This window comes from Allobacillus sp. SKP2-8 (genome assembly GCF_007559355.1).
Taxonomy (GTDB): Bacteria; Bacillota; Bacilli; order Bacillales; family Alkalibacillaceae; genus Allobacillus; species Allobacillus halotolerans.
Map to the genome: position 1 here is coordinate 70,291 of NZ_VMHF01000003.1, position 23,221 is coordinate 93,511.

Here is a 23,221-nt window from a genome sequence, read left to right on the forward strand (position 1 = left end):
ATTAATATTCCTCCCTGAAACGACGGGCTATTTTTTTGGCAAGTAAATTCATTAAAAATGTCATCGTAAATAGCGTCAGAGCAACTGCATAAATACTGTAATAAACTGTCGTTCCTGCTGCGGCATCTCCACTGGAAACTTCAACAATATATGCGGTCATCGTTTGCATCGATTCAGTAACGTCCAAAGAGAAGTTTTTCGTACTACCACTGGCAATCGTTACAATCATCGTTTCACCGATTGCTCTTGAGATTGCTAAGACAAATGAAGCGGTAATTCCTGAAATAGCTGCAGGTATGACGACTTTGATTGCTGTTTCTAATTTCGTTGCCCCTAGTGCATAGGCGCCTTCTCGCATTGTGTTCGGAACAGAGGTCATGGCATCTTCTGATAACGAAGCAACCATTGGAATAATCATAATTCCCATGACGATACCAGGACTTAGAATATTCGTTAATTCGATTTCTGGCCAAATGGATCGTAGTAATGGAGTGACGAAGGTAAAGGCAAAAAAACCGTAAACAATAGTCGGAATGCCAGCCAATAATTCAAGCATCGGTTTTAATAATCTACGGAGGCGTTCACTCGCATATTCGCTTAAATAGATTGCAGCCATCAATCCAATAGGTCCCGCAACAATCATGGCAATCATCGTGGACAAGAGCGTACCGCTTAATAATGGTAACAACCCAAAGGATGGGTTTTGACTTAACGGTTTAAGATCCGTACTCGTAAAAAATTCCGTGAACGAAACGCGTTGAAAGAACTGGACAGCTTCTGTGATAAGTGTATACAAGATGGCAATTGTCGTTAGCACGGAAACGGCTGCGAATAAAAATAAAATGACGGGAACAATCTTTTCAAAAACATTTTTCATTGAAGTCGCCGACTTTTTTTCATTTATTAATTGTTTCGTTGAAAGATTTGCACTGCTAACGGACACATTTTTTGTCGTCATGATGATGAACCTCCAATCGTAAAGAAAAATGGGAACGATGAGAGCGAATGGTTGCCTCTCATCGTTCAATCAATGGGGGTAAAACAATTTATTAATCAGTTAAGGTTCTTCTACTTTAGCTGTTCCAATTCAGACTTTAGTTGTTCAGCTTCTTCATCCGGAATCGGAGCAAAGCCAGCTTCGCCTGCTACATCGTTTACCGTGTTCATCACGTAGATTGCATAGTCTAGTACTTGCGGTTTCTCTTTTGCATGGTTCATGTTCAAATAGGTGAACACCGGACGAGTAAACCCTGCATAATCACCATTTTCATCAATCGTCTCTAATGACGGTTCTACTGGGCCGTCACCAAAGTCAATACTGACAGCTTGTACTTGATCTTTGTTGTTGTCATAGTAACCAAAACCGAAAAATCCAATTCCGTTTTTGTCTTCAGAGATTAAGTTAACTAACTGAGAATATTCTTGTTGTAAATTGACATCATCTCTTAAATCTTGCTCACCCATAATTTCTTCATAGAAGAATTCATAAGTTCCATGGTTTTCGTTCGGTCCATATGTTTGGATTTTTTCTTCTGGCCAATCAGCGTTAACATCAGACCATGTTTCAATACCGCCATCCTTTAAGAAAATGTCGATGACTTGTTGCTCTGTAAGTTCGGTTGCCCAATCATTTTCGGGGTGTGTGACAATAGTCAAACCATCTAAAGCGACTTTCAATTCTTTCACTTCAATAGTTAACTCATCTGCTTTCTCTTTTTCTTCAGGTTTGATTTGACGAGATGCATCGTTGAAATCTGTTCCATCTTCAATTAAAAATTTCTCAAAACCTGCACTTGTTCCTGCGCGTCCTACTTCAACGGAAACGCCTTGCTGTTCGTTCGTCATGTAGTTTTCTGCAAGTAAGGCCATTAAGGGATAAACCGTACCTGAACCATCAACGACAACGCTACCTTCAAGGTCTTCGTTTGTAGCTGATTCTTTTTCTGAAGATCCTGACGTGTCAACCTCTTCAGCGGCACTTTCTTCTTCTGATTCACTAGCGCAAGCTGCTAATGCAACAAGCAACAATACCAATCCTGACAAAATAAAATACTTGAGTGATTTCTTCATTTGTAAAACTCCCCCTCTGGATATGTTTTATTCGTCTTACAAATTCATCATAGTTCGTATTCTTAGAAATGTCTGTAAAGTTCATGTAAAGAAATTGTTAAGAGTTTGTAAATCCTTTTCATGACGGGGGATGGAGCATGATTTTGGAGGGTTGACTCTTTAGTATTTTCTACTTTTTTCATAGAAGATTTGTAGAAATTTTGGAGAAATCGTATGCTATTGTGATCGATATGGCTTCTCGAGGAGGGAAGGTCACAAGAATTGGGAGATTCCGTGTTTGATAGGTGCCTCAATGACGGAAGGATTGGAAAAAACAGAGCTTCCGTGTTTGATAGCGTGTCTTAAGCCGGGAAGGGGAATTTCAATCGCAAAAAGCTCCACCCCCGATATAGGGGTGGAGCTATCTGTGAGTGATTAATTATTTTGGTTACGAAGTCTTGTGCTTGCTCGAACAGTACTTTTAGAATTTGCTTCGCTTTCTTTCCACTTCGTGAATAGTAAAGCCAATCCACTCAGAACGAGAAGAGAACTCGTAATGATAAATACAAAGCTGATGCCGTAAAAGCCGGCGACAACACCACCGAGCACTGGACCGATTACGTTTCCGAGGAAGCGGAGACTTGTGCTATAACCAAGAACTTCTCCTTGGATGGCAACTGGTGCAGCTTGTCGAATATAGGCCATTCGAACAGGCATGATTCCACCTAAAGTAACACCGAGTAAAAACCGAATTATGACGAGTTGCCAAACACTTGTGACAAATGCGCCTGGCAAATAAACGATTCCAGCTAACACGAGTAACAGAATAATGATCTTTTCGTAGCCGACTTTGTCAGCAATCATTCCCCATTTTCTCGTCATCAGCAAATTGCCGAGCCCGGTGATGGAAAAGGCAATCCCCGAGATAAAGGCCAAATTCGCTGGTCCATTCAATTCACTCACATACAGTGCTAAAATTGGCTGGACAGAAAAGTGGGCGATTTGAATGAACATGGAGATGACGATGACCATAATCAACATCGGTTTGCTGAAGATGTGCTGAAGCACTTCTTTTTTTGTATAAGATGTTTTTGTGGACTCTTCATCTTCAACACGTTGTTCTTTCACACCGAATGTTACGAGAAAGCCGGAAATTAACATGATGAGAGCAGTAATCATGAAGGCCTGTGAGAAACCGACTGTATCGGCAAGCATGCCACCAAGTAGTGGTCCCATCAATGTTCCTGTGACGTTCCCTGTTTGAAGCGTACCTAATACACGACCAGAGATGTTCTTCGGAGTTTGAGTAGCAATTAATGCTTGGGATGTGGATATGAAACCTGCAAAAACCCCCATAAAAAATCGCAGGATGAACAGTTGGAGAACTGAATCAACAATTCCCATCAAAAATATACTTCCGGCGAGTCCGAACCCCATAATGGCTAAAATTGGCTTTCTGCCAAATTTGTCGCCGAATCTGCCCCAAAAAGGGGAGAAGGCAAATGCGGTTAGAAATGTAATGGCAAACACCCAACCAGACCAATTACGGACATAGGTTTCTGAGAAGGTACCGAATGTCTCTATATAAAGAGATAAAAACGGCATTACCATTGTCATGCTACCAGCAATAAAAAAATTGGCGAACCACATGATCGCCAAATTCCGTTTTGCTTGTTTGTCTTGATCCAATGTACATCCTTCTTTCAATTTATTTCGAGTTCCGTTTCTTTCGACTACCTAAATAGTAGCAAACATTGGAATCTGAGTCGATTGATTTGCTTAATTTTATTAAGAAATGAGAAAACCTCCCAGTAAGTTGTTTACTGAGAGGCATTTTCTATATTTTAAGTTTGGATTAAAAATCGAATAAATCACCTGAAAGATAACGTTCACCCGTATCAGGGGCTATGCAAACAACAACTTCACCAGGTTCTCTTCGTTTGGCTACTTCAATTGCAGTATAGACAGAAGCACCGGAGGAAGGCCCAACTAAAATTCCTTCTTCGCTTGCTAGACGACGTGTCGTATCGTACGCTTGGTCGTCTTCAATCAACATAATCTCATCGTAAATCTCTTCGTTTAAAATAGGTGGAATGAATCCTGGGCTTGTTCCGACTAATTTATGCTTTCCTGGCTTTCCACCGGTCAATACAGGGGAACCAGCAGGCTCAGCGATATGAACGGTTACATCGGAGAACATTTTCTTCAACTCCTCGCCTGTTCCGGTGACTGTCCCACCTGTTCCAGATGTACAAACGAAAGCGGAAAGAGGCTTACCTAGCTGTTCCATTGCTTCTTGAATTTCTACAGCTGTTGTTGTTCGGTGAGCATCTGAGTTCGCTTCATTTTCAAATTGCATTGGCATAAAGCTATTCGGTGTTTCCTGAACGAGTTGCTTCGCTTTTTCAATCGCGCCTGGCATTTTTTCATCACCCGGTGTCAAAACAACTTCTGCACCATATGCTTTTAGTAAATTGATTCGCTCTTTTGTCATCGTATCTGGCATTGTCAAAATCGCTTTGTAACCACGCGCTGCGGCGTTCATCGCAAGTCCGATACCGGTGTTTCCGCTCGTCGGTTCGATGATTGTTGAACCTTCTTTTAAATGCCCGGCTTTTTCTGCTTCAAGAATCATATTAAAAGCTGCTCGGTCTTTTACACTTCCACTTGGATTAAACAATTCCAACTTCACGTAAACATCTGCACCATTTGCAGGACTTAATTTATTCAACTTGACAAGCGGTGTGTCTCCGATTAAATCGGCAATATTATTCACGACACGCATGCTGATTCACTTCCTTTTCTTTTGATAAGCTTTAATCCTAGTTTACCAATAGATTTTATTATAATTCAACTGATTGAACCGATAATATTCTTCTTATACAGTATGATAAAATAAACAGGAGAAGGAGGCGAATGATATGGTGTTTGAAAATGAAAAAAACATTCATACGGATTTTAAAAAACGAATGACATATGGTGAATATTTATCCTTGGATTCTATTTTGACGAGTCAGAACCGTTTATCTGACCACCATGATGAAATGCTTTTTATCGTGATCCATCAAGTGAGCGAACTGTGGATGAAGTTGGCTCTTCACGAAGTAAATGCAGCGATTGAGGCGATTCAACGAGAAGCTTACCAGCCATCGTTTAAGATGCTGGCGCGCGTTTCCTCTATTCAACGGCAGATTATCCAAGCATGGGATGTTCTGGCCACAATGACGCCTTCTGAATATATGGAGTTTCGTGATTATCTTGGTCAAGCTTCCGGTTTTCAATCTTATCAGTATCGTATGCTTGAATTTGCGCTCGGTTATAAAACCAAACATGTGTTAAAGATCTATGAAAAAGACCCAGAACTCCATGAGACTTTGCTAAAAGCTTATGAAGCACCAGGTCTTTATGATGTCAGTATTAAAGCATTGGAAAAAGAAGGCTTTGATATCGACGAGGAAGTATTGACTCGAGATGTCAGAAATTCATATGAAGTTAATGAAAGTGTTCAGAAAGCGTGGGAAGAAGTATACCGCGACACGGATCGTTACTGGAACCTCTACCAGCTGGCCGAAAAATTAGTCGATATTGAAGATGCCTTTCAACAATGGCGTTTCCGACATATGAAAACCGTTGAACGGATCATCGGCCATAAAAAAGGAACAGGCGGCTCTTCCGGTGTCGGCTATTTAAAACAAGTGCTGGATCACTATTTCTTCCCAGAATTATGGAGTTTACGCACGACGCTATGATTGGTCGATGGTCTCTAAAATTGCACGAACAGGACTTCCATCTGCACCTTCAATGAATAGAGGCAGTGCCGTCAATCGGTAATCGCCAGGCTCGACTGCAGACAAATCAAGCCCTTCTAAAATATGAATATAATTTTCTTCCAATGCATGGTGCATATCGAGTGTTTTGCTGTCTAATGGATCAACAGAAGGCAAGTCAACACCGAGCAATTCCACCCCGTGACGATTCAAGTATTCCCCTAAACTCGGATCTAATTGGGGAATTTCTTTCGGAAAACTGGCTGGGTCCGACCATGCATTGGTTTTTAACAACAACCGCTTCGTCTGTGAAAAATCGACGAAAGCTAAATCCTCAGGTTTAATTATCCATTTAGTGGAAACATCAACAACTTTTGCTCTTCCAATGAACAACTCAAGTGGCAATTGATCGATTGTCGTTCCATGCGAATTAAAGTGGAAAGGAGCATCAACATGTGTTGCTGTATGGCAACTTGATGCGATTTGACCGACGTTAACGGACCCAGTCTCTTCCTTGGACCATGTTAGGTCATAAGAAAAAGGTCGGTCTCCTGGCCATGTCGGTGTATGGGCATTCAACTTTCTAGAAATATCGATAATCATGGAATTCCTCCTCTAAACTGTATCCGAATCGTTATGCAATCGTTCCACGCTCGTTAGGAAAAGCTTTATATGTTTCATTTTCCATAATAAACTGCAATCGTTCAACCGCTTCGTAAATATCGGCATAAGACGTGTAAAACGCTATTGGCGCAACCCGCAGAACGTTCGGTGCACGGAAATCAGGTATCACGTTTTGTTCTTTTAAGGCTTTCGCTATTCTCGCGGCTTCTGGGTGTTCCAAACAAATATGACCACCACGACGTTCATCTTCAACTGGATTCCCGAGCTCGAAACCATAGGGCGTTAATTTTTCGTTGACAAGCGCCATCATATATTGCGTCTGTTGCAAAGATTTTTCGCGAATTTTTTCAATTCCGCCGGCTTCCTCAAATAGCTGCAAAGACCCGATCAATGGGGCGATGCTGAAAATATGCGGTGTTCCGATTTGGTAAGCACCTGCCGTGTGCGCTTTTGTAAACGTATGCTCCATATCGAATTGTCGGTCTTTATCCGAACCGAACCATCCCGTCAGGCCAGGGCGCTTGTCCAAATGTTTTTCGTGAACAAATAAACCTGCCACCCCTCCTGGACCACTGTTGACATATTTATAATGGCACCAATACGCAAAATCGACGCCGCATTCATGAAAATGATGTGGAATCGCGCCAACCGAATGGCAACCATCCCAGCCAATAGGAATTCCACGCTCATTCGCTGCTTTAGTCACTTTTTCAATATTCAATAGCTGACCGCTCCGATAAAGGACTGTCGGTAAAATGATCAATGCGACTTCATCGGTCATCGATTCGATAATTTTTTCTTCATCAATTGTACGACCGTCTTCACTCTTCACTTGAATGAGATGCTCTTCAGGGTCATAACCGTGCAATAAAAGCTGGCTCTGCAAGGCATAAATATCGGAAGGGAAATTCAACTCATCTGCTAAAATTTTTGTGCGTTTTCCTTCTGGTCGATAAAAGGTTGCTACAAGCTGATGCAAGTTTGTTGTCGTCGATCCTGTGACAATAACTTCCTCCGCTTTAGCACCAACCAATGAAGCGACTTGTCCCCCTAGGTTTTCAGATAGATAGAACCACGGGTATTTCCCTTCAGACCAGCCATCGATTCCGAAATTCTTCCATGAGTTAATGAGTTCGTTTAATGTTGTTTCCGCCTGTTTCGGCATTAAACCAAGAGAATTACCATCTAAGTAAATTTGTCCATCTTGTAAATAAAACTCTTTTTTCATATCTCGTAATGCATCTTGTTGATCTAGTTTTTCGGCGTACTCTTTTGTCGGTTGAACCATTTTCATACCTCCTATTAATATATTAAATATATCATATATTCAGTTAAAACTTAGCAATAGCGAATAAGAAAATTGGATGCGAATTCTTGCAAACAAAAATGAGAAAATCTAGGCGAATGAAGATTCACTTTGTGGTATGATAAACGTATTAATCAGTTAAAGGTAGTGAAGACCATGCTAGAGTCTCGCCTATTTGAAATGATGATGAATTATCGTCAGGCAACTTCCAGAACGAATCACTTTTCAACCGTTAATCAACCGAGCAATCACACATCAACCGGCCAATTATTTCAGCAACTTTTTTCTACATATATGCAACCGAGTAACAACCAATCGCTTTATTTAAATCAACCAATTCGCCAACAAGCTGGGTTCGCAGTTGGCCAATTACCGTACACCCATCAAACGACACCGATTCAAAATGTGAATGAAGTCGATCAGAAAACAAGTCGATTCGATGAGCTGATCCAGCAAACAGCAGAGAAGTTTAATGTCGATATCTCATTGATCAAGCGTGTCATTAAAGCAGAGTCCAATTTCAACCCGAATGCTGTGAGTCACGTAGGAGCCACGGGCTTAATGCAACTCATGCCAGCAACAGCAAAAAATTTAGGCGTTACAGATTTATTTGACCCGAAACAAAACATAGAAGGTGGCGTCCGTTATTTAAAGGATATGCTGAATCGCTATGATGGAGATGTCACACTTGCCCTCGCAGCCTATAACGCAGGCCCTGGAAATGTCGATCGCCATAATGGCGTTCCACCATTTGAAGAAACAGAGAAGTACATCCGAAAAATTTTAGGATAAGACACGTTCGCTCTGTAGCGAACGTTTTTTTGGGGTATTTTATTACCGCTGAAGCTTCACAGATTAACCCTGAAGCATTGCGAATTAACGCTGAAGCTTCACAGATTAACCCTGAAGCATTGCGGATTAACACTGAAGCCTCGCAAAATAACGCTGAAGCTCCGCGGATTAACGCTGAAGTTTCACAAAATAACACTGAAGCTCCGCGGATTAACCCTGAAGTACCGCAAATAAACATAAACCTCGCAAAAATTGCCTAATCTTCATGCGAACAAATACCTTTATCCACAAAAAATTGGACCCATAGATCCACTATGAGTCCGTAGTGATTTATTTATGAAGAATGAACGGTTTCGCCAACTTGATTCAAACTTGCTTGTAAATCCGTCCAAATATCCTCCCAATTTTCCAAGCCGCATGACATACGGATCAGTGAATTGCTGATTCCCATTTTCAAGCGGTTTTCTTCTGGGATGACTGAATGTGTCATCGTTGCAGGGTGTTGAATAATGGTTTCGGCATCGCCTAAACTGACAGCGATTTTCATAAACGTCAGTCGATTCAAAAATGCCTGTGCCTCTTTTTTACCGCCATCAATTTCGAATGAAATGACGCCGGCACCCTGACTCATTTGTTTTTTGGCAATATGGGAATCAGGGTTATCGGAATCAAATGGATAATAAACTTTTTTCACTTTTGGATGGGCTTTTAGTTTTTCGACGACTTTTTCGGCATTAGTGGAATGACGATCCATGCGAAGTGGCAATGTTTTTAACCCTCTCAATAATAACCATGCGTCGAACGGTGCAATGACTCCTCCGATATCTTTCTGTGTAGTCATTGCAACATCATCCATGAAATCCTTCTTACCGACAACAATTCCAGCGATCACATCACCATGACCACAAATATATTTCGTGGCACTATGAATGACAATGTCGCAACCTAGTTCCAACGGACGCTGTAAGTAAGGCGAAGAAAATGTATTATCAACAACAACTGGTATTCCGTGCTTGCTAGCTACTCGAGCGACCATCTCTAAGTCAATGATTGTCATAGTCGGATTGATTGGCGTTTCGATATAAATGCATGCGGTATTCGGTTGGATGGCTGCTTCAATTTCTTCTTCGGATTCCATAGAAATAAAATCCGAAGATATCTGATACTTTTCATTCATCATATCCAAAAGCCCAAATGTACAACCGTATATTCCTTGCGAACATAGCACATGGTCATTCGCTTTGGTCAACTTGACTAATACAGCAGACACCGCAGCCATCCCGGATGAAAATGCCAGGGCCGCTTCACCACTTTCGAGTAACGCCATTTTATCTTCTAACACTTTTACCGTCGGATTGCCAAGCCTTGAATAAATATAACCGTCTTCCTCACCTGCAAAGCGACGTTCTCCTTGCTCAGCCGTCTCGAATGTATACGTCGATGTTTGAAAAATAGGAGCTGATAAACTACCAAGAAAATCTTTTGAATCATATCCGTGATGGATGACTTCTGTTTCAAATTTACGTTTCATGAAAAACTCCTCCTCATAACCCTTTTTGACTAGTATATCATATTTTTGTAAGCGCTTTCTTGTGTTTTTTAAATTTTGAGAAGAATTCGGCAAAAGGTCAGTTAAGAGATTTAAAAATGTTGAAGGATCTCCAATTAATGTAGAAGCAGCGCCGCTTAATGTTGAGGGACTACCGATTAATGTAGAAGCAGCACCGCTTAATGTTGAAGGACTGCAAATTAATGTAGAAGAAAAAAACTAAGTGGCTGGGACAAATCAAAGTTATAAACTCCGAAACACGAAAAAAAATCTAACTTAGCGTAGGAAATATACGGAGACTTCTGCGGGAGCAAAAGCCTAGGTGAGACCCCGCAGTGCGAAGCACGAGGAGGCTCAACAGCTGCCCGCGATATAGAAGACACTGCGGTTTACCGCAGATGTCGCCTTATGCCCTATGGGTAAAAGCGGAGTATGTTTCCGAAGCGGTTATTTCCGCCACGCTAAATTAGAATGTTCGTATCTGAGTCAACTTTAAAGATTTTGTCCCAGCCTCTCACAGAAATGTAGCGACATCGCCACAAAATTATTCGCATTTACGTATATAATTAGTCTTGCAATTGAGTAGTGGTTAATGGTTTTGGATGGCGCTTTCCTCGGTAACGTTCATACGTATAAAGAATTAAACCAACCCAAATGAATAAAAACGTTACAGCGTGAACATATGTAAAGGATTCATTGAGCAAAAATACACCGATTAACAACATGATCGTCGGTGCGATGTATTGCAGAAAGCCGATTAGCGATAAAGGAATTCGTTTGGCACCTTGAGCAAACAATAATAATGGAATCGCTGTGATGGCACCTGTACCAATTAAAAAGACCCCTACCAAATCCAAAGATAAAGAGCCTGTGCCATTCCATTCGATCACAGAAAGATAAATGAGAGCGATCGGAGTGATAAACATTGTTTCAATCCCTAACGCAAAAATAGGGTTCAAATCAGCGACTTTCTTCAACAATCCATAAAGTCCGAAAGTCATGGCAAGAACGAGTGCGACCCATGGGACAGAACCAAAGTGAAACGTCATGAAGCTTACACCGATAAACGCGGAAAATACCGCCATCCACTGTAATGGTGTGAACTTTTCTTGTAAAAAAAGAATACCTAAAACGACATTGAGAAGCGGGTTGATATAATAGCCAAGACTCGCATCCAATACATGCCCTGCATTGACTGCCCAAATATAGGTCACCCAATTTAAACTAATTAAAATTGAAGCGGCTAAAAGGCCAAGCCATCTTTTCCAATAAGAAAAAACATATTTGCACTCTTCCATGAAGAGCTGCCAACGTCGAATGACCAAAATGAAAAAAAGCATAAAGACAAACGACCAGATCACCCGGTGAGCTAAAACTTCCCATGCAGGTACAGATTCGACCAACTTCCAATAGAGAGGAAGAAACCCCCATATCAAATATGCAGAAAATCCGTATATGATACCTATTTTTTCTTCATTCATCTCTGTTCTTCCTCACTTTATCAATTTAAAGTAATTTTAAAATAATTGATTGAATTTTTCAATACGTTATTTTGTTGTGACTAGAGGGAACATTCGATACACTGAATATAGTAAGGAGGCTAACCCATGAAAATTTATGTGACCGATGAAGCAGTTGATTGGCTAATAGAAGAAATGGACTTAGAAGCAGGAGACCAAGTGCGTTTCTTCCCGAAATACGGAGGGGATAGTACGTTTCAACAAGGTTTCACAGTCGGTATGAGCTTAGAAACCGCTCCTACACCAGAAGCAAGCATTGAAAAAAAAGATATTACATTTCAAGTGGATCAAAAAGACGCTTGGTTTTTCGATGGATTCGATCTAGAAGTGGTCATCAAAGACGACGAGGTACATTTTAAAAAGAAAGAAGACTGAACAGAGAGGGGTAAAAAGGTGGAGTGGACGAGAGAAGAAGCATTCGATTTCTTGAAAGAGGTATATGACGATCAAGTGATGCAGCAAGAAAAACGCCGTGTATTTAAAATGCTCCATCGCCAACTGTACGAACGGCTGGATGACTTGGCGATCAACCAAGCGATCTCCGAGAAAGCAGAGAGGCAATTATATCTCTTTAAAGAATTTACCTTTATGCCGGGAGATAATATTTTTCAATCGATGCGATATTTGTTCTTGATTGCCCGTGGTGAGATGGAAGTCGAACGTCAAGTTACAAGGAAACATCTCCAACGAGTATACCAATCACTTTTTCAACCTGCAGCACTAAAAAATCCAGTCATCCCAGAATCATTTTGGGAAACACCATTAGGCATTGCTTGTCGGATTGCCGAGAATGGCGTTGAAGCTGTCTATCCGTTATTGACAGAAATGAAGGAGTCCTAAAAAATATATGATGAAAGTGGTGGACATCTGGCGACTGTGCAATAACTCATCCATCCCGATCTAATAGTCACGAGGAACCGCTCGACAAACGTTTGGAGCCGCTCGACAAACGACTGCAGCCGCTCGACAAACGTTTGGAACCGCTCAACAAACGATTGCAGCCGCTCGACGAACGATTGGAGCCGCTCAATAAACGTCTGCAACCGCTCGACGAACGATTGGAGCCGCTCAATAAACGACTGCAGCCGCTCGACAATCGAATTAAGCCGCCAAACTAGCAGACCAATACGCTCCATAACCATACCATGTTGAAAAGCTCAATCCGCAAAAGGGCAAATGGATGCTATCGATTCAATACGCAGCTAAAAATTACTCGTCAATTGGCGGGTCTTTTTTGTGTTTTGTCTTCTCGCTATGAATTGATAAGTGTTAAAAGCTTCAAAATGCGGGAAAGGAGCATACAAGAGCAATAATTAGATAACACTTTTAATAGGTTTGTCTTTTCACATAAAAAAATAATTTTGATTATTAGGTGTTTCACCACATATTGTGGTAAAATAGAAAAGTTGAAAAGAACTAGGAGGAATGATATGCAAGTCTCAAAAGATATCCGCAATATCGCAATTATTGCACACGTCGATCACGGAAAGACGACGTTAGTTGACCAGTTACTACATTACTCAGGAACATTTAAGGAACATGAGCACATAGACGATCGTGCCATGGACTCCGATGACATTGAAAAAGAGCGTGGAATTACAATTTTAGCTAAAAATACGGCTATTAATTATAAAGATACTCGAATCAACATTATGGATACACCTGGACACGCCGATTTTGGTGGCGAGGTTGAACGGATCATGAAAATGGTTGATGGGGTGCTTCTTGTGGTCGATGCCTATGAGGGCTGTATGCCACAGACACGCTTCGTGTTAAAGAAAGCATTGGAGCAAAAGCTTCAACCCGTTGTTGTATTGAATAAAATTGATCGTCCGAATGCTCGTCCGGATGAAGTCGTTGATGAGGTTCTTGACCTATTCATCGAATTAGGTGCAGACGATGACCAATTGGAATTCCCAGTTGTTTATGCTTCAGCGCTTCAAGGTACATCTGGAACCGAATCGGATGAACTGCAAGAGACAATGGACCCTGTATTCGAAACGATTATGGACCACATTCCTGCACCGAAGCAAGATATAGACGGTCCATTACAATACCAGATTACATTGCTTGATTACAATGATTATGTCGGCCGAATTGGAATTGGACGGATTTTCCGAGGTCGAATTAAAGTAGGCGACAGCGTTTCATTAATTAAAAAAGACGACACAGTGAAAAATTTCCGTGTCACCAAATTATTTGGTTTTCTTGGCTTGAAGCGTACAGAGATTCAAGAAGCGCAAGCAGGCGACATTGTTGCGATTGCTGGCGTGGAAGATCTGAACGTAGGGGAAACGGTCTGTGATCAGAATCATCACGATCCACTACCTGTCCCACGTATTGATGAGCCAACCTTGCAGATGACTTTTGTCGTGAACAATAGTCCGTTTGTCGGAAAAGAAGGAAAGCATGTCACTTCTCGTAAAATTGAAGAACGTCTTTTGACACAGTTAGAGACGGATGTCAGCTTACGCGTAGAGCCGACCGATTCACCTGATGCATGGAAGGTTTCTGGGCGTGGAGAATTGCATTTGTCTATTCTGATTGAAAATATGCGTCGTGAAGGGTACGAACTTCAAATTTCCAAGCCGGAAGTTATTATCAAAGAAATCGATGGCGTGAAATGTGAACCGATGGAACGTGTTCAAATCGATGTGCCGGAAGCATACACCGGAGCGGTTATGGAATCATTAGGTGAGCGTAAAGGTGAAATGCGTAACATGGAAAACCAAGGAAATGGTCAAGTGCGTTTAGAATTCAACGTACCATCCCGTGGTTTAATTGGATATTCTACTGAATTCATGACGCAAACGCACGGTTATGGTATCATTAACCATTCGTTTGATCAGTACGCACCATTTATTTCCGGACGCGTTGGTGGAAGACGTTCAGGTGTCCTTGTAGCACAGGAACGTGGAAAAGTGACAAACTACAGTATTTTGGCACTGGAAGACCGTGGTACGATTTTTGTGGAGCCAGGAACTGAAGTTTATGAGGGTATGATTGTAGGCGAGCATAACCGTGAAAATGATTTGACGGTTAACATTACAAAAGAAAAAGCTCTCACAAACGTTCGTTCAGCGAACAAAGATAATACGGTGAATATCCGTAGTACACGACAGCTAACCTTAGAAGAAGCGATTCAGTTCTTGAACGACGATGAGTATTGCGAAGTTACACCAGATTCAGTGCGACTCCGTAAGAAAATCTTGAATAAAAACGAACGTGAACGTGATCAGAAACGTGCTAAAAAAGCATAAATAAAATGAAAAAATCTCTTGCTGAAAAGCAAGGGATTTTTTATTTCAAAAAGTATAAATTTCACACAAATGAAATCACGTCGTTAAATAACATGAGTCTTTCGCCATTGTGGAAAAGGATCTGTCTTAGAAATTAGCACAAGAAGGTAAGGTCCTTGGTCCTACGATCCGATTGGTTATCAAATTCGTTGAGGTTTAACTTTCATGAGAAACGAGTACATAGATATAACAAGTTGAAATCTAAAGCCATAGAAGGTGATACAACATGAACATTTTAATTTGTTCAACCGGATCAAGAGTAAAAATGACTCAATATATAAAAGAAGCTGTCAAATCAACTGGCGGGAAAGTGATTGCAGGTGACTCGGACCCCTATTCGCCAGCTTTATTTGCAGCAGATGATCATGTTTTACTGAAGCCAGTTGATGACGAGAACTATATGTCGTCCATCATTCAAGCGTGTAAACAGAAAGAGATTGACGCCATTATTCCATTGATCGAAGAAGAAGTACCAAAGCTCGTGAAAAACCAATCTGTTTTAGATAACATCGGTGTGAAGTTAGCGACGAGTGATCAAGACTTAGTGGATGTGTGTACGGATAAACTAAAAACCTACCAATACATCGATCAGCTGGGGTTTCCTGGGGTACCGACATTTTCAACGGTTGAAGAAACATTAACGTTGCTTCATGAACGAGATTTTGATTACCCGCTGATTGTGAAGCCGGCTGACGGAAAAGGTAGTGAAGGAGTTTGGCGTGTAGAAGATGAAGCGCAGTTAAGAGAGGCTGTAGAAAAAGTAGGTCATTCGATTATCCAGCCTTATTTGAAAGATAGAGAGTTTGGCATTGATGTCTATATAGACTTGATTAGTGGTCAATTAGTCGATGTATTCATGAAAGAGAAGTTCAAAATGGTAAATGGTGCAACCGATAAATCGGTTTCAGTCAACAATGAGGAGTTGGTGTCTCTGATTACATCATTTGTTGAAGCGGCAGGATTTACGGGACCGTTGGATATCGACTGTTTTGAATGGAATGGAAAGTATTATATTTCAGAAATCAATCCGCGATTTGGAGCAGGCTATCTCCATGCACATGAAATGGGTTGTAATTTCATGGAATATATCGTAAACAATTTGAACGGAAAAGAGAATCAACCGTTTGAAAAAATTCAGTACCCAGAAGGAATATGGATGATGAAGTATTCAGAAGTCATGTTACGTAAAATCGACTCGAAAGATGAAAATAACAAAACCAGCTAGCGCATTTGGCTAGCTGGTTTAATGATTAAGATGCTTGTTTTTCCATCCGTTTGAAGAGCTTTTCGATTTCGTGACCAATTTTCTTGTAGTGTGCATCTTTATCGCTATTCTGATATTTGATCAACGCTTTTTCAATATGCTTTATGGCCGACTTGATATGCTGTTCCGTATTGCCGTTTGTTTGAATATGGGTAGTTAACTCTTCTTTCAGCTGACTTAAAGCTGTTTGGATATCTTTTTCAGAAGTCAACTTGAGAAGGGAGTCAGTCACTTGCGCGATGGATTCTTCGCCAGCAACATAGCCATCTAGTAAAGAAAACGCTTCGATTACATCTTGTGGATTTCTCGGCATCAGTTTGTATTCATCATAGTTATACGTAACGACACCAGTTACAGATTCATACGATTTTCCTGTTTCGACAAAGCCTTCATAGGAGTCGATGACAAATGCTCGATGTTGATCGCTAGCTTGATAGTTGGCGTGGTTATCAACAGATTCAACTGCTACGTTGTTCATTTGGACGAGTTGTCCTTCTAGTGATTCACCTAAATCGTTAGATGTAACTATCTTAGGAGCTGGAACACCAACATTCTTTTCAACAATTGTTGTATTTGCAAGCGTTGGTTGAACTTGCAGTAAACCGAAATATTCTTCAGTTTTACCTTTTACGCGAATCTTATCTCCAACTTCTACGTCTGACTCAGCAAGCCGAACAACAATACCCGCACTGTCATCTTGAACGTAATAATTCGTAGAGCCACCAACTGTGAAAGCAGCAGTCACGACGCCTTCAAAGTGGACACGTGAATCGAGTTCAGACTCTCGTACTTCTTGTAAGCTTATAATCGGAAGTTCTTTCGTTAAATCATTTTCATTTCTAGGCATTACTTTAAACGCACCAAAATTATAGTCGAGGACTCCGACGATTGTGTCATACGTTTCACCGACCTGTAAGAAGCCCGCGTCATTATCAATAATGAATTCTCCGCTAGCATCTTTGACTGTGTAATCGTTATGTTGGTTGACGCTCAAAACTTCGACGCCTTCTAATTGAACCAACTGTGCTTCCCAATCTTCGCCAACTTTATCAGATGTAATGACGGTAGGCTCAACGGTTGGACCTTCACCAATTACCTCAGCGCTTGATGCCTCTACCTGAAGCATGTCGTAATATTCATTCGTTACACCAGCTACACGAATGTGGTCACCGACATTGGCGTTCAATTGGTCTGTACGAACGACAATTCCAGCCGTTTCATCTTGTATATAGTAATTTGTTTTACCAGATTGGTTGATTTTATGTGTGACTGTACCTTCAATCATTACGTTCGTGCCAATTGAAGCGGTACGTGCATCAGCAATGACAGGTTCACGATCGAATGCAGGTTGATACCCTTCGTTCAAAGCTGACATTTCATCCGGAAAAAAGATACGCTTATCAATCGGGACATTTTTCCACTCGTCAGGCATGAAATATTGTTTTGTATCTGAATTACCTGGGTAGCGGTATAACGCTCGTCCATCATAGCGAGCTCGGAACTCAAACGGTAATTCCATTAGTGGGTTTTCTTGAGACCATATATTGTTTCCTTGGTTAATCGCTTCACGTTGTATTTGCTGGTATTCCTCATAAGTTGTTTTGTCACCGATTGGCCAAATAAAGTAAGTCGCTGCATAGCCATTTTTCACCATTTCTTTGTTCGTGTTCAGACCATCTGACTTTCGTACAACTTCAGCGAGCAAACGGCCGTACGTATCTAGAGGTTCTTCACCGACTTTTAAAATGACTTTATCTCCTGGTTGAATATAGGAAGCTAGTTGTTTTGTTGCTTGATCACCATGGTATTTTTGTGAATGATCAGGATCTTCATTGATCAAGTTCGAATCATATTGATCTAGGTGGTAGGTTTCAGGGGTGTCTATGTTTAAAAAACGTATAGTCGTTGTACCGAGTATCGCCTGTTGAATCTTAATGGTGTCACCATCGACAACCCGTTCAACTGTCGCTTCATACTCGTCTTGAACTTCATTTGACGGCGGTTCAACCTTATTGTGTGAACCTAAGTGTTCAAATGTGTCGCTATAAAAAGCAATCCACTCATCAAATGAAAGGGGAGAGGTAAGATCTTTTTTTCCTTTCGTAACCGCAACGTCTCTGACAAGCGTCATATTCTGAGTTTTAGCTTCATTGTTCCCCCAGTAGCTTCCTGGGTCTTCGCCAACTACGCCAACTCGATCAATTGCTACACCTTGTCGTGTTGTCTCATCATAATTTTTGAACAAGACAATGGCGTCATCCCCATTGAACCCATAAAAATAAGAGGATCCTGTTAAATCAGCCTTTGCTAAAAGCTCATCAGAACCTCTTTCGTTTGCGATGACGTATGTTTCTCCGGAGTTAAGTGTTCCTGAAAGAGATAAAGCGTTCGCATTTCCATCTCCAGGTTGTTGGGAAGCTCCATTTGCGAAATTAACGATCGTGTATTCAGATAAGTCAATTGCACTTCCTGTTCCGTTGTACAATTCAATGGCCTTGTTGTAGCTGCTACCTTCTACATATTCAGAGATCATCAAGTCTTCATGACTATCCGCTTGAATAGCAACTGGAACAAGAAAAAAGAGTAATAATGAGACGATTAACATCATTAAACCGGAATTTCTTTTTTTCACGCTTTCTTCTCCTCCTTTAGTAAAATTCAATCTTATTATATCGCAATTTAATTAATTACAAATGAATATTTACAAGAAAAAGAAAATTGTGTCATTAGTCCCATAGCTTAATTCGTAGACTTGTAACCTTATGACTAAACTTAGGTTTAAGGAATAAAACATGAATGTATTTCTCCATTTTATTTACCCATTCAACAGTTAAGGAAAATGCTATGTATGGTGTGGTGCTAACCACTTCAGCAAATAAAATCACGCTGTATATAAAAATTAACCGGGAAAAATGCACAGAAAAAAACCGGAGGATATGTTCCTCCGGTTTTAATCATCAATGATTACTCACTGATTGTAACATCTTTTAACTGATAAATACCCAATGTATCAACAGAGAAGTTTTCAACCTCTTCGCGAACACCAGTCAAGTAGTTTTGGTGGTGAATGTAAAGCATTGGAGCAAGTTCAGTTAGTTTTTCTTGTGCTTCTTTGTAAATCTCAGCACGTTTTTGTTCGTCTGTCTCACGACGACCTTCATCTAGAAGTTTATCAAGTTCATCATTTTTAATGAATGAACGGTTACCTGGAGAACCAACCATTTCAGAGTGGAATAGTGCATATAGTCCGTAGTCAGCGTCACCTGTTACAGTGGACCAACCAAGTACGAACATGTCATGTTCACCATTCGAAGTTCTTTCGAGGTAACCGCCCCACTCAATTTGTTCAATTTCAATGTCGATGCCATATTCACTTAAAGCATCTTGGACATAAAGAGCTGTTTCTACACGTTGTGTATTATCTTCATTTGTCCATAGAGTCGTTTCGAAGCCATCACCGTAGCCCGCTTCTTCAAGAAGTTCTTTCGCACGGTCAGGATCATAGCCTAAACCTTCAACACTTTCATCATAACCGAATACACCTGGTGCTAATGGTCCAGTTGCTGGTGTACCATTACCTTGGTAGATTCCTTCGATGATTTCTTCGTTGTTGATAGCTAGGTTAATTGCTTGACGTACTTTTGGATCATCAAATGGTTCTTTTTCAACATTGAATCCAATGTAAGATAAGCTTGTAGACGGTTGGTTATTTACGCGCGTATCTTCATTGTTTTCAACGCGGCTGACGTCTGTCGGTTGTAGTGGGTCGACGATGTGAGATTCGCCAGTTTCCAACTCAGCAATACGAGCAGATGGTTCAGATACTACTTTAAATGTAACAGTTGATGGCTTAGCAGGCTCACCCCAGTAATCTTCGTAACGGGATAGAACTGTCTTTTCACCAGACTGACGCTCTTCTAATTTGAAGTAGCCAGTACCGATTGGGTTCTGCGCAGAGTGGATACCAGTGTATTCCGCTAGGTCTGCTACATAACCTGCTTGAACCTCTTCGCCTTTATCATTTTCTTCCATTCTTGAATACTCTTCGCTACCGTCAGCTCTTGCTTGGTAGTATTCATCAAGCGTGATGTCTAGGCCTGCTTCTGAGATTGCATTCTCATAGTCAGCGTCGATAACATCTTTACTCATAATCCCACCAGCATCGTGAGCTAAGTGAGCTAGAAGTGGAGCGAATGGATATTCCGTCTTAATTTCTAGTTCGTGATCACCAAGTACATTAACTTCTGTAACCATGTCATAAAGGAAAGCACGTGGTGATGCAACTGCAGGGTCAAGTACACGTTCAAGGTTCGCTTTTACGTCTTCAGCTGTAAAGTCAGAACCATCATGGAATGTTACACCTTCTCTAAGTGTGAATACCCATGTCGTGTCATCTTTTTGTTCCCAATCTGACGCAAGACCTTCAACGATATTCATGTCTTCGTCTTGTTCAACTAAAGTTTCATAAATGTTATCTCGAACGTTACTGGAAGGAACGTCGTTTTCTAGGTGTGGATCTAGTGATACAACATCAGCAGATACTGCTAAGATGACATCATTGCTGCCATCTCCTCCAGATGCTTCTTCACCTTCACTGTCTTCAGAATCAGATTCACTAGAATCTTCTTCAGAACCAGACTCTTCAGAACCGCTTTCTGACTCGCCTTCACTATCAGACTCGCCATCACCGGCACATGCTGCTAATACTAGAGATAGACCTAGCATTAACGCGAACAGCCAAAGTAGTTTTTTGGACTTCATAGTGCGTGTTACCCCCTTGAGAATATATCGTTTTCCCTATTTAGGATAGGGTTAAAAAAATCATACCTTATTTTTTCACAATTAGCAAGGTTTCATTTAATCAAAAATCCCATAAACTTCGCACATCCAGCTAACTAAAAAGAAGAGGCGTTAAATATTTTTCATTTTTTTAATTCTTTTCTGAATTATATCTATATAAGAAATAATGTTGTCAAAATTTTGTCTAGCGTTTATGATTATCTAGAAACGGTTCGACATACTTCCTTAACATCCTTCCAGAAATCTACTAATTACTAATTTTTTTAAATTGGTATACTAAGTAGAACTTCTTTACCAAAAGTGTCGCACAATTTTGAAAACGAACCGGATGTTATGGCAAGACGATAATGAGTAGACATATAGTAAAAACCGATTTCTCTACAATGAAAAAAGGGGGGCTCCTGGAATGGCAAATCAAAATATTGAACAAAACACAGAGATTGAATTGCAAACAGAACATAAGAAACCGTCACCATTGAAAGATTTCTATAAACGCTTAAAGAAAAACAAAGCGGCATTGATTGGTTTCTATACGATTGTATTTTTATCAATCGTATCAATCGTCGGTCCATTCCTATTAAAAATGGACCCGAGTGATGTAGATGTCATTAATAAATTTAGTCGACCGTCTACTGAACATTGGTTTGGGACAGACCATATGGGAAGGGATATTTTCACTAGAATTATTTATGGGATGAAATATACGTTAGGTGTAGGTTTTGGCTCTGTCTTTTTGGGCGCGATCATGGGTGTGCCATTAGGAATCGTTGCCGGCTATTATGGCGGGCGTATTGATAACTTCATCATGAGACTCATCGATATTTTACTAGCTTTCCCGGGAATCTTACTCGCACTTGCGATTGTAAGTATTTTGGGCGGTAGTTTGATCAACGTTACGATTGCGGTAGCCATTTATGCGATACCTGGTTTTGCCAGAATCGTTCGAGGCTCAACATTGGCAGCGAAGAAGCTCGAATATGTAGATGCCATTCGTGCATTAGGATCATCAGATTTTCGAATTATTTTCAAACATATCTTGCCGAACGTTTCTTCTCCGGTCATCGTGAATGCGACCCTTTACATTGCCTCAGCAATCCTGACTGCTGCAGGGCTGTCGTTCTTAGGTATGGGTGCTCAACCGCCGATGCCAGAATGGGGCGCTATGCTGAATGACGGAAGAGATTACATTTTCGATGCTGGATACATTGCATTCTTCCCAGGTATGGCAATTGTTATTGTTGTATTGGCATTTAATATTTTTGGTGATGGATTACGAGATGCTCTCGATCCGAAATTGAAGAACTAGGAAAGGGGTGCGAACAGAAAAATGACAACATATATTATACGTCGTTTATTTCAATTAATACCCGTACTGTTTGGTGTAACATTGCTTGTATTCTTACTGATGCATTTGACACCAGGGAATCCAGCTCAGCTTATTGCGGGTGAAACAGCATCTCAAAGTACAATTGAACGGATCGAAGTCAGCATGGGATTAGATGATCCGCTTCCAGTTCAATATGTAAATTTTGTTACAGATGTTGCTCAATTGGATTTTGGCTATTCTTATAGAAATAACACGCCAGTTTTTGATGAAATCAAACCTAGGTTCTGGGTGACGATGGAACTGGCAATTTATAGTACAATATTAAGTATTTTCATCGGTTTGATTGCCGGTATTGTCTCTGCTGTACGTCAGTATTCCGTGCGAGATGTGACAATCATGATTATTGCTTTGTTCGGAATGTCGATGCCGAACTTCTGGCTAGGACTGATGTTGATGAACTGGTTCTCCATTCAGCTAGGTTGGTTCCCGCCAACGGGTTGGGGGTCAGCCGAGCAGATTGTGTTGCCAGTAATTACATTAGGAACAGCCGGTGCCGCAGTTATTGCCCGGATGACCCGTTCGAGTATGCTTGATGTTATTTCCCAAGACTATATTCGAACAGCACGAGCAAAAGGGGTTCACGAACAAATCGTTATTTACAGACACGCACTGAAAAACGCATTAATCCCAGTTGTTACTGTTGTTGGTCTACAATTCGGTACATTGCTAGCAGGTACGGTACTTACTGAAACAGTATTTAGTATTAATGGACTGGGCCGATTGGTTATTGACTCGATTATGGCGAGAGACTTTCCAGTCGTGCAAGCTTGTATTCTGATCATTTCGGTTATTTTCGTTCTTGTGAATTTAATCGTCGACATTTCATACACATTATTGAACAAACGTATTGATATGGAATAATAA

At 40.8% G+C, this 23,221-nt stretch carries 20 protein-coding genes; 9 read left to right on the forward strand and 11 right to left on the reverse strand.

Features of this window, described 5'->3' with window-relative positions; genetic code table 11:
- Nucleotide 1: 1 nt before the first annotated feature.
- The 4 genes from pstC to cysK form a co-directional block, all read right to left on the reverse strand.
- A complete protein-coding gene (gene pstC / locus FPQ10_RS05100; RefSeq protein ID WP_186278544.1) occupies nt 2–958 on the reverse strand; it encodes a phosphate ABC transporter permease subunit PstC in 957 nt (318 codons plus the stop codon).
- Between the two features lie 110 nt (nt 959–1,068).
- Nucleotides 1,069–2,070, reverse strand: a complete 1,002-nt coding sequence (locus tag FPQ10_RS05105) for a PstS family phosphate ABC transporter substrate-binding protein (RefSeq protein WP_144161272.1) — start codon at nt 2,068–2,070, stop codon at nt 1,069–1,071.
- A 414-nt stretch (nt 2,071–2,484) separates the two neighbouring features.
- Nucleotides 2,485–3,738: an MFS transporter gene (locus FPQ10_RS05110; RefSeq protein ID WP_304503032.1), complete on the reverse strand. Its 1,254-nt coding sequence runs from the start codon at nt 3,736–3,738 to the stop codon at nt 2,485–2,487.
- Nucleotides 3,739–3,904: 166 nt separating this feature from the next.
- A complete protein-coding gene (cysK, locus tag FPQ10_RS05115; RefSeq protein WP_144161275.1) occupies nt 3,905–4,834 on the reverse strand; it encodes a cysteine synthase A in 930 nt (309 codons plus the stop codon).
- A gap of 136 nt (nt 4,835–4,970) precedes the next feature.
- On the opposite strand from cysK, the gene kynA reads away from it, so the two are divergent.
- Nucleotides 4,971–5,798, forward strand: a complete 828-nt coding sequence (gene kynA, locus FPQ10_RS05120) for a tryptophan 2,3-dioxygenase (protein WP_144161278.1) — start codon at nt 4,971–4,973, stop codon at nt 5,796–5,798.
- On the opposite strand, the gene kynB is transcribed toward kynA, so the two are convergent.
- Together kynB and kynU are read right to left on the reverse strand one after the other, a co-directional pair.
- A complete protein-coding gene (gene kynB / locus FPQ10_RS05125; protein WP_144161281.1) occupies nt 5,793–6,419 on the reverse strand; it encodes an arylformamidase in 627 nt (208 codons plus the stop codon). The genes kynA and kynB overlap by 6 nt on opposite strands.
- Before the next feature lie 31 nt (nt 6,420–6,450).
- The gene (gene kynU / locus FPQ10_RS05130) at nt 6,451–7,728 is read right to left on the reverse strand and encodes a kynureninase (RefSeq protein ID WP_144161284.1); all 1,278 of its coding nucleotides are present in this window, start codon (nt 7,726–7,728) and stop codon (nt 6,451–6,453) included.
- Between the two features lie 174 nt (nt 7,729–7,902).
- On the opposite strand from kynU, the gene FPQ10_RS13435 reads away from it, so the two are divergent.
- Nucleotides 7,903–8,538: a lytic transglycosylase domain-containing protein gene (locus FPQ10_RS13435; RefSeq protein ID WP_304503033.1), complete on the forward strand. Its 636-nt coding sequence runs from the start codon at nt 7,903–7,905 to the stop codon at nt 8,536–8,538.
- Between the two features lie 29 nt (nt 8,539–8,567).
- On the forward strand, nt 8,568–8,798 hold the full coding sequence (locus FPQ10_RS05140) for a hypothetical protein (protein WP_144161287.1): 231 nt from the start codon (nt 8,568–8,570) through the stop codon (nt 8,796–8,798).
- Nucleotides 8,799–8,872: 74 nt separating this feature from the next.
- On the opposite strand, the gene megL is transcribed toward FPQ10_RS05140, so the two are convergent.
- Together megL and rarD are read right to left on the reverse strand one after the other, a co-directional pair.
- Entirely contained in the window at nt 8,873–10,069 is a 1,197-nt protein-coding gene (gene megL / locus FPQ10_RS05145) for a methionine gamma-lyase (protein ID WP_144161290.1), read from the reverse strand.
- Between the two features lie 584 nt (nt 10,070–10,653).
- Nucleotides 10,654–11,568: an EamA family transporter RarD gene (gene rarD, locus FPQ10_RS05150; protein WP_144161293.1), complete on the reverse strand. Its 915-nt coding sequence runs from the start codon at nt 11,566–11,568 to the stop codon at nt 10,654–10,656.
- A 126-nt stretch (nt 11,569–11,694) separates the two neighbouring features.
- On the opposite strand from rarD, the gene FPQ10_RS05155 reads away from it, so the two are divergent.
- Complete coding sequence (locus FPQ10_RS05155; protein WP_144161296.1) at nt 11,695–11,982, forward strand: HesB/YadR/YfhF family protein; 288 nt, start codon at nt 11,695–11,697, stop codon at nt 11,980–11,982.
- An 18-nt stretch (nt 11,983–12,000) separates the two neighbouring features.
- Nucleotides 12,001–12,447: a hypothetical protein gene (locus FPQ10_RS05160; RefSeq protein WP_144161299.1), complete on the forward strand. Its 447-nt coding sequence runs from the start codon at nt 12,001–12,003 to the stop codon at nt 12,445–12,447.
- Here FPQ10_RS05160 and FPQ10_RS05165 read toward each other — a convergent pair.
- Nucleotides 12,444–12,743 carry a hypothetical protein gene (locus FPQ10_RS05165; protein ID WP_144161302.1) on the reverse strand — a complete coding sequence of 100 codons (300 nt, stop codon included), beginning with the start codon at nt 12,741–12,743 and terminating at the stop codon, nt 12,444–12,446. The two genes, FPQ10_RS05160 and FPQ10_RS05165, sit on opposite strands and share 4 nt — an antisense overlap.
- Before the next feature lie 294 nt (nt 12,744–13,037).
- On the opposite strand from FPQ10_RS05165, the gene typA reads away from it, so the two are divergent.
- Entirely contained in the window at nt 13,038–14,867 is a 1,830-nt protein-coding gene (gene typA, locus FPQ10_RS05170; protein ID WP_144161305.1) for a translational GTPase TypA, read from the forward strand.
- Nucleotides 14,868–15,132: 265 nt separating this feature from the next.
- On the forward strand, nt 15,133–16,131 hold the full coding sequence (locus tag FPQ10_RS05175; protein WP_144161308.1) for an ATP-grasp domain-containing protein: 999 nt from the start codon (nt 15,133–15,135) through the stop codon (nt 16,129–16,131).
- Nucleotides 16,132–16,156: 25 nt separating this feature from the next.
- Here FPQ10_RS05175 and FPQ10_RS05180 read toward each other — a convergent pair whose 3' ends face one another.
- Nucleotides 16,157–18,802, reverse strand: a complete 2,646-nt coding sequence (locus FPQ10_RS05180; RefSeq protein WP_144161311.1) for a thermonuclease family protein — start codon at nt 18,800–18,802, stop codon at nt 16,157–16,159.
- A gap of 332 nt (nt 18,803–19,134) precedes the next feature.
- The gene (locus tag FPQ10_RS05185; protein ID WP_144161314.1) at nt 19,135–20,931 is read right to left on the reverse strand and encodes a glutathione ABC transporter substrate-binding protein; all 1,797 of its coding nucleotides are present in this window, start codon (nt 20,929–20,931) and stop codon (nt 19,135–19,137) included.
- A gap of 445 nt (nt 20,932–21,376) precedes the next feature.
- Between FPQ10_RS05185 and FPQ10_RS05190 the strand changes: the two genes are divergently transcribed.
- Together FPQ10_RS05190 and FPQ10_RS05195 are read left to right on the forward strand one after the other, a co-directional pair.
- Nucleotides 21,377–22,276 (forward strand): ABC transporter permease, encoded by a 900-nt coding sequence (locus tag FPQ10_RS05190; protein WP_144161317.1) that lies wholly within the window; start codon nt 21,377–21,379, stop codon nt 22,274–22,276.
- Nucleotides 22,277–22,297: 21 nt separating this feature from the next.
- On the forward strand, nt 22,298–23,218 hold the full coding sequence (locus FPQ10_RS05195) for an ABC transporter permease (RefSeq protein ID WP_144161320.1): 921 nt from the start codon (nt 22,298–22,300) through the stop codon (nt 23,216–23,218).
- Nucleotides 23,219–23,221 lie beyond the last annotated feature (3 nt).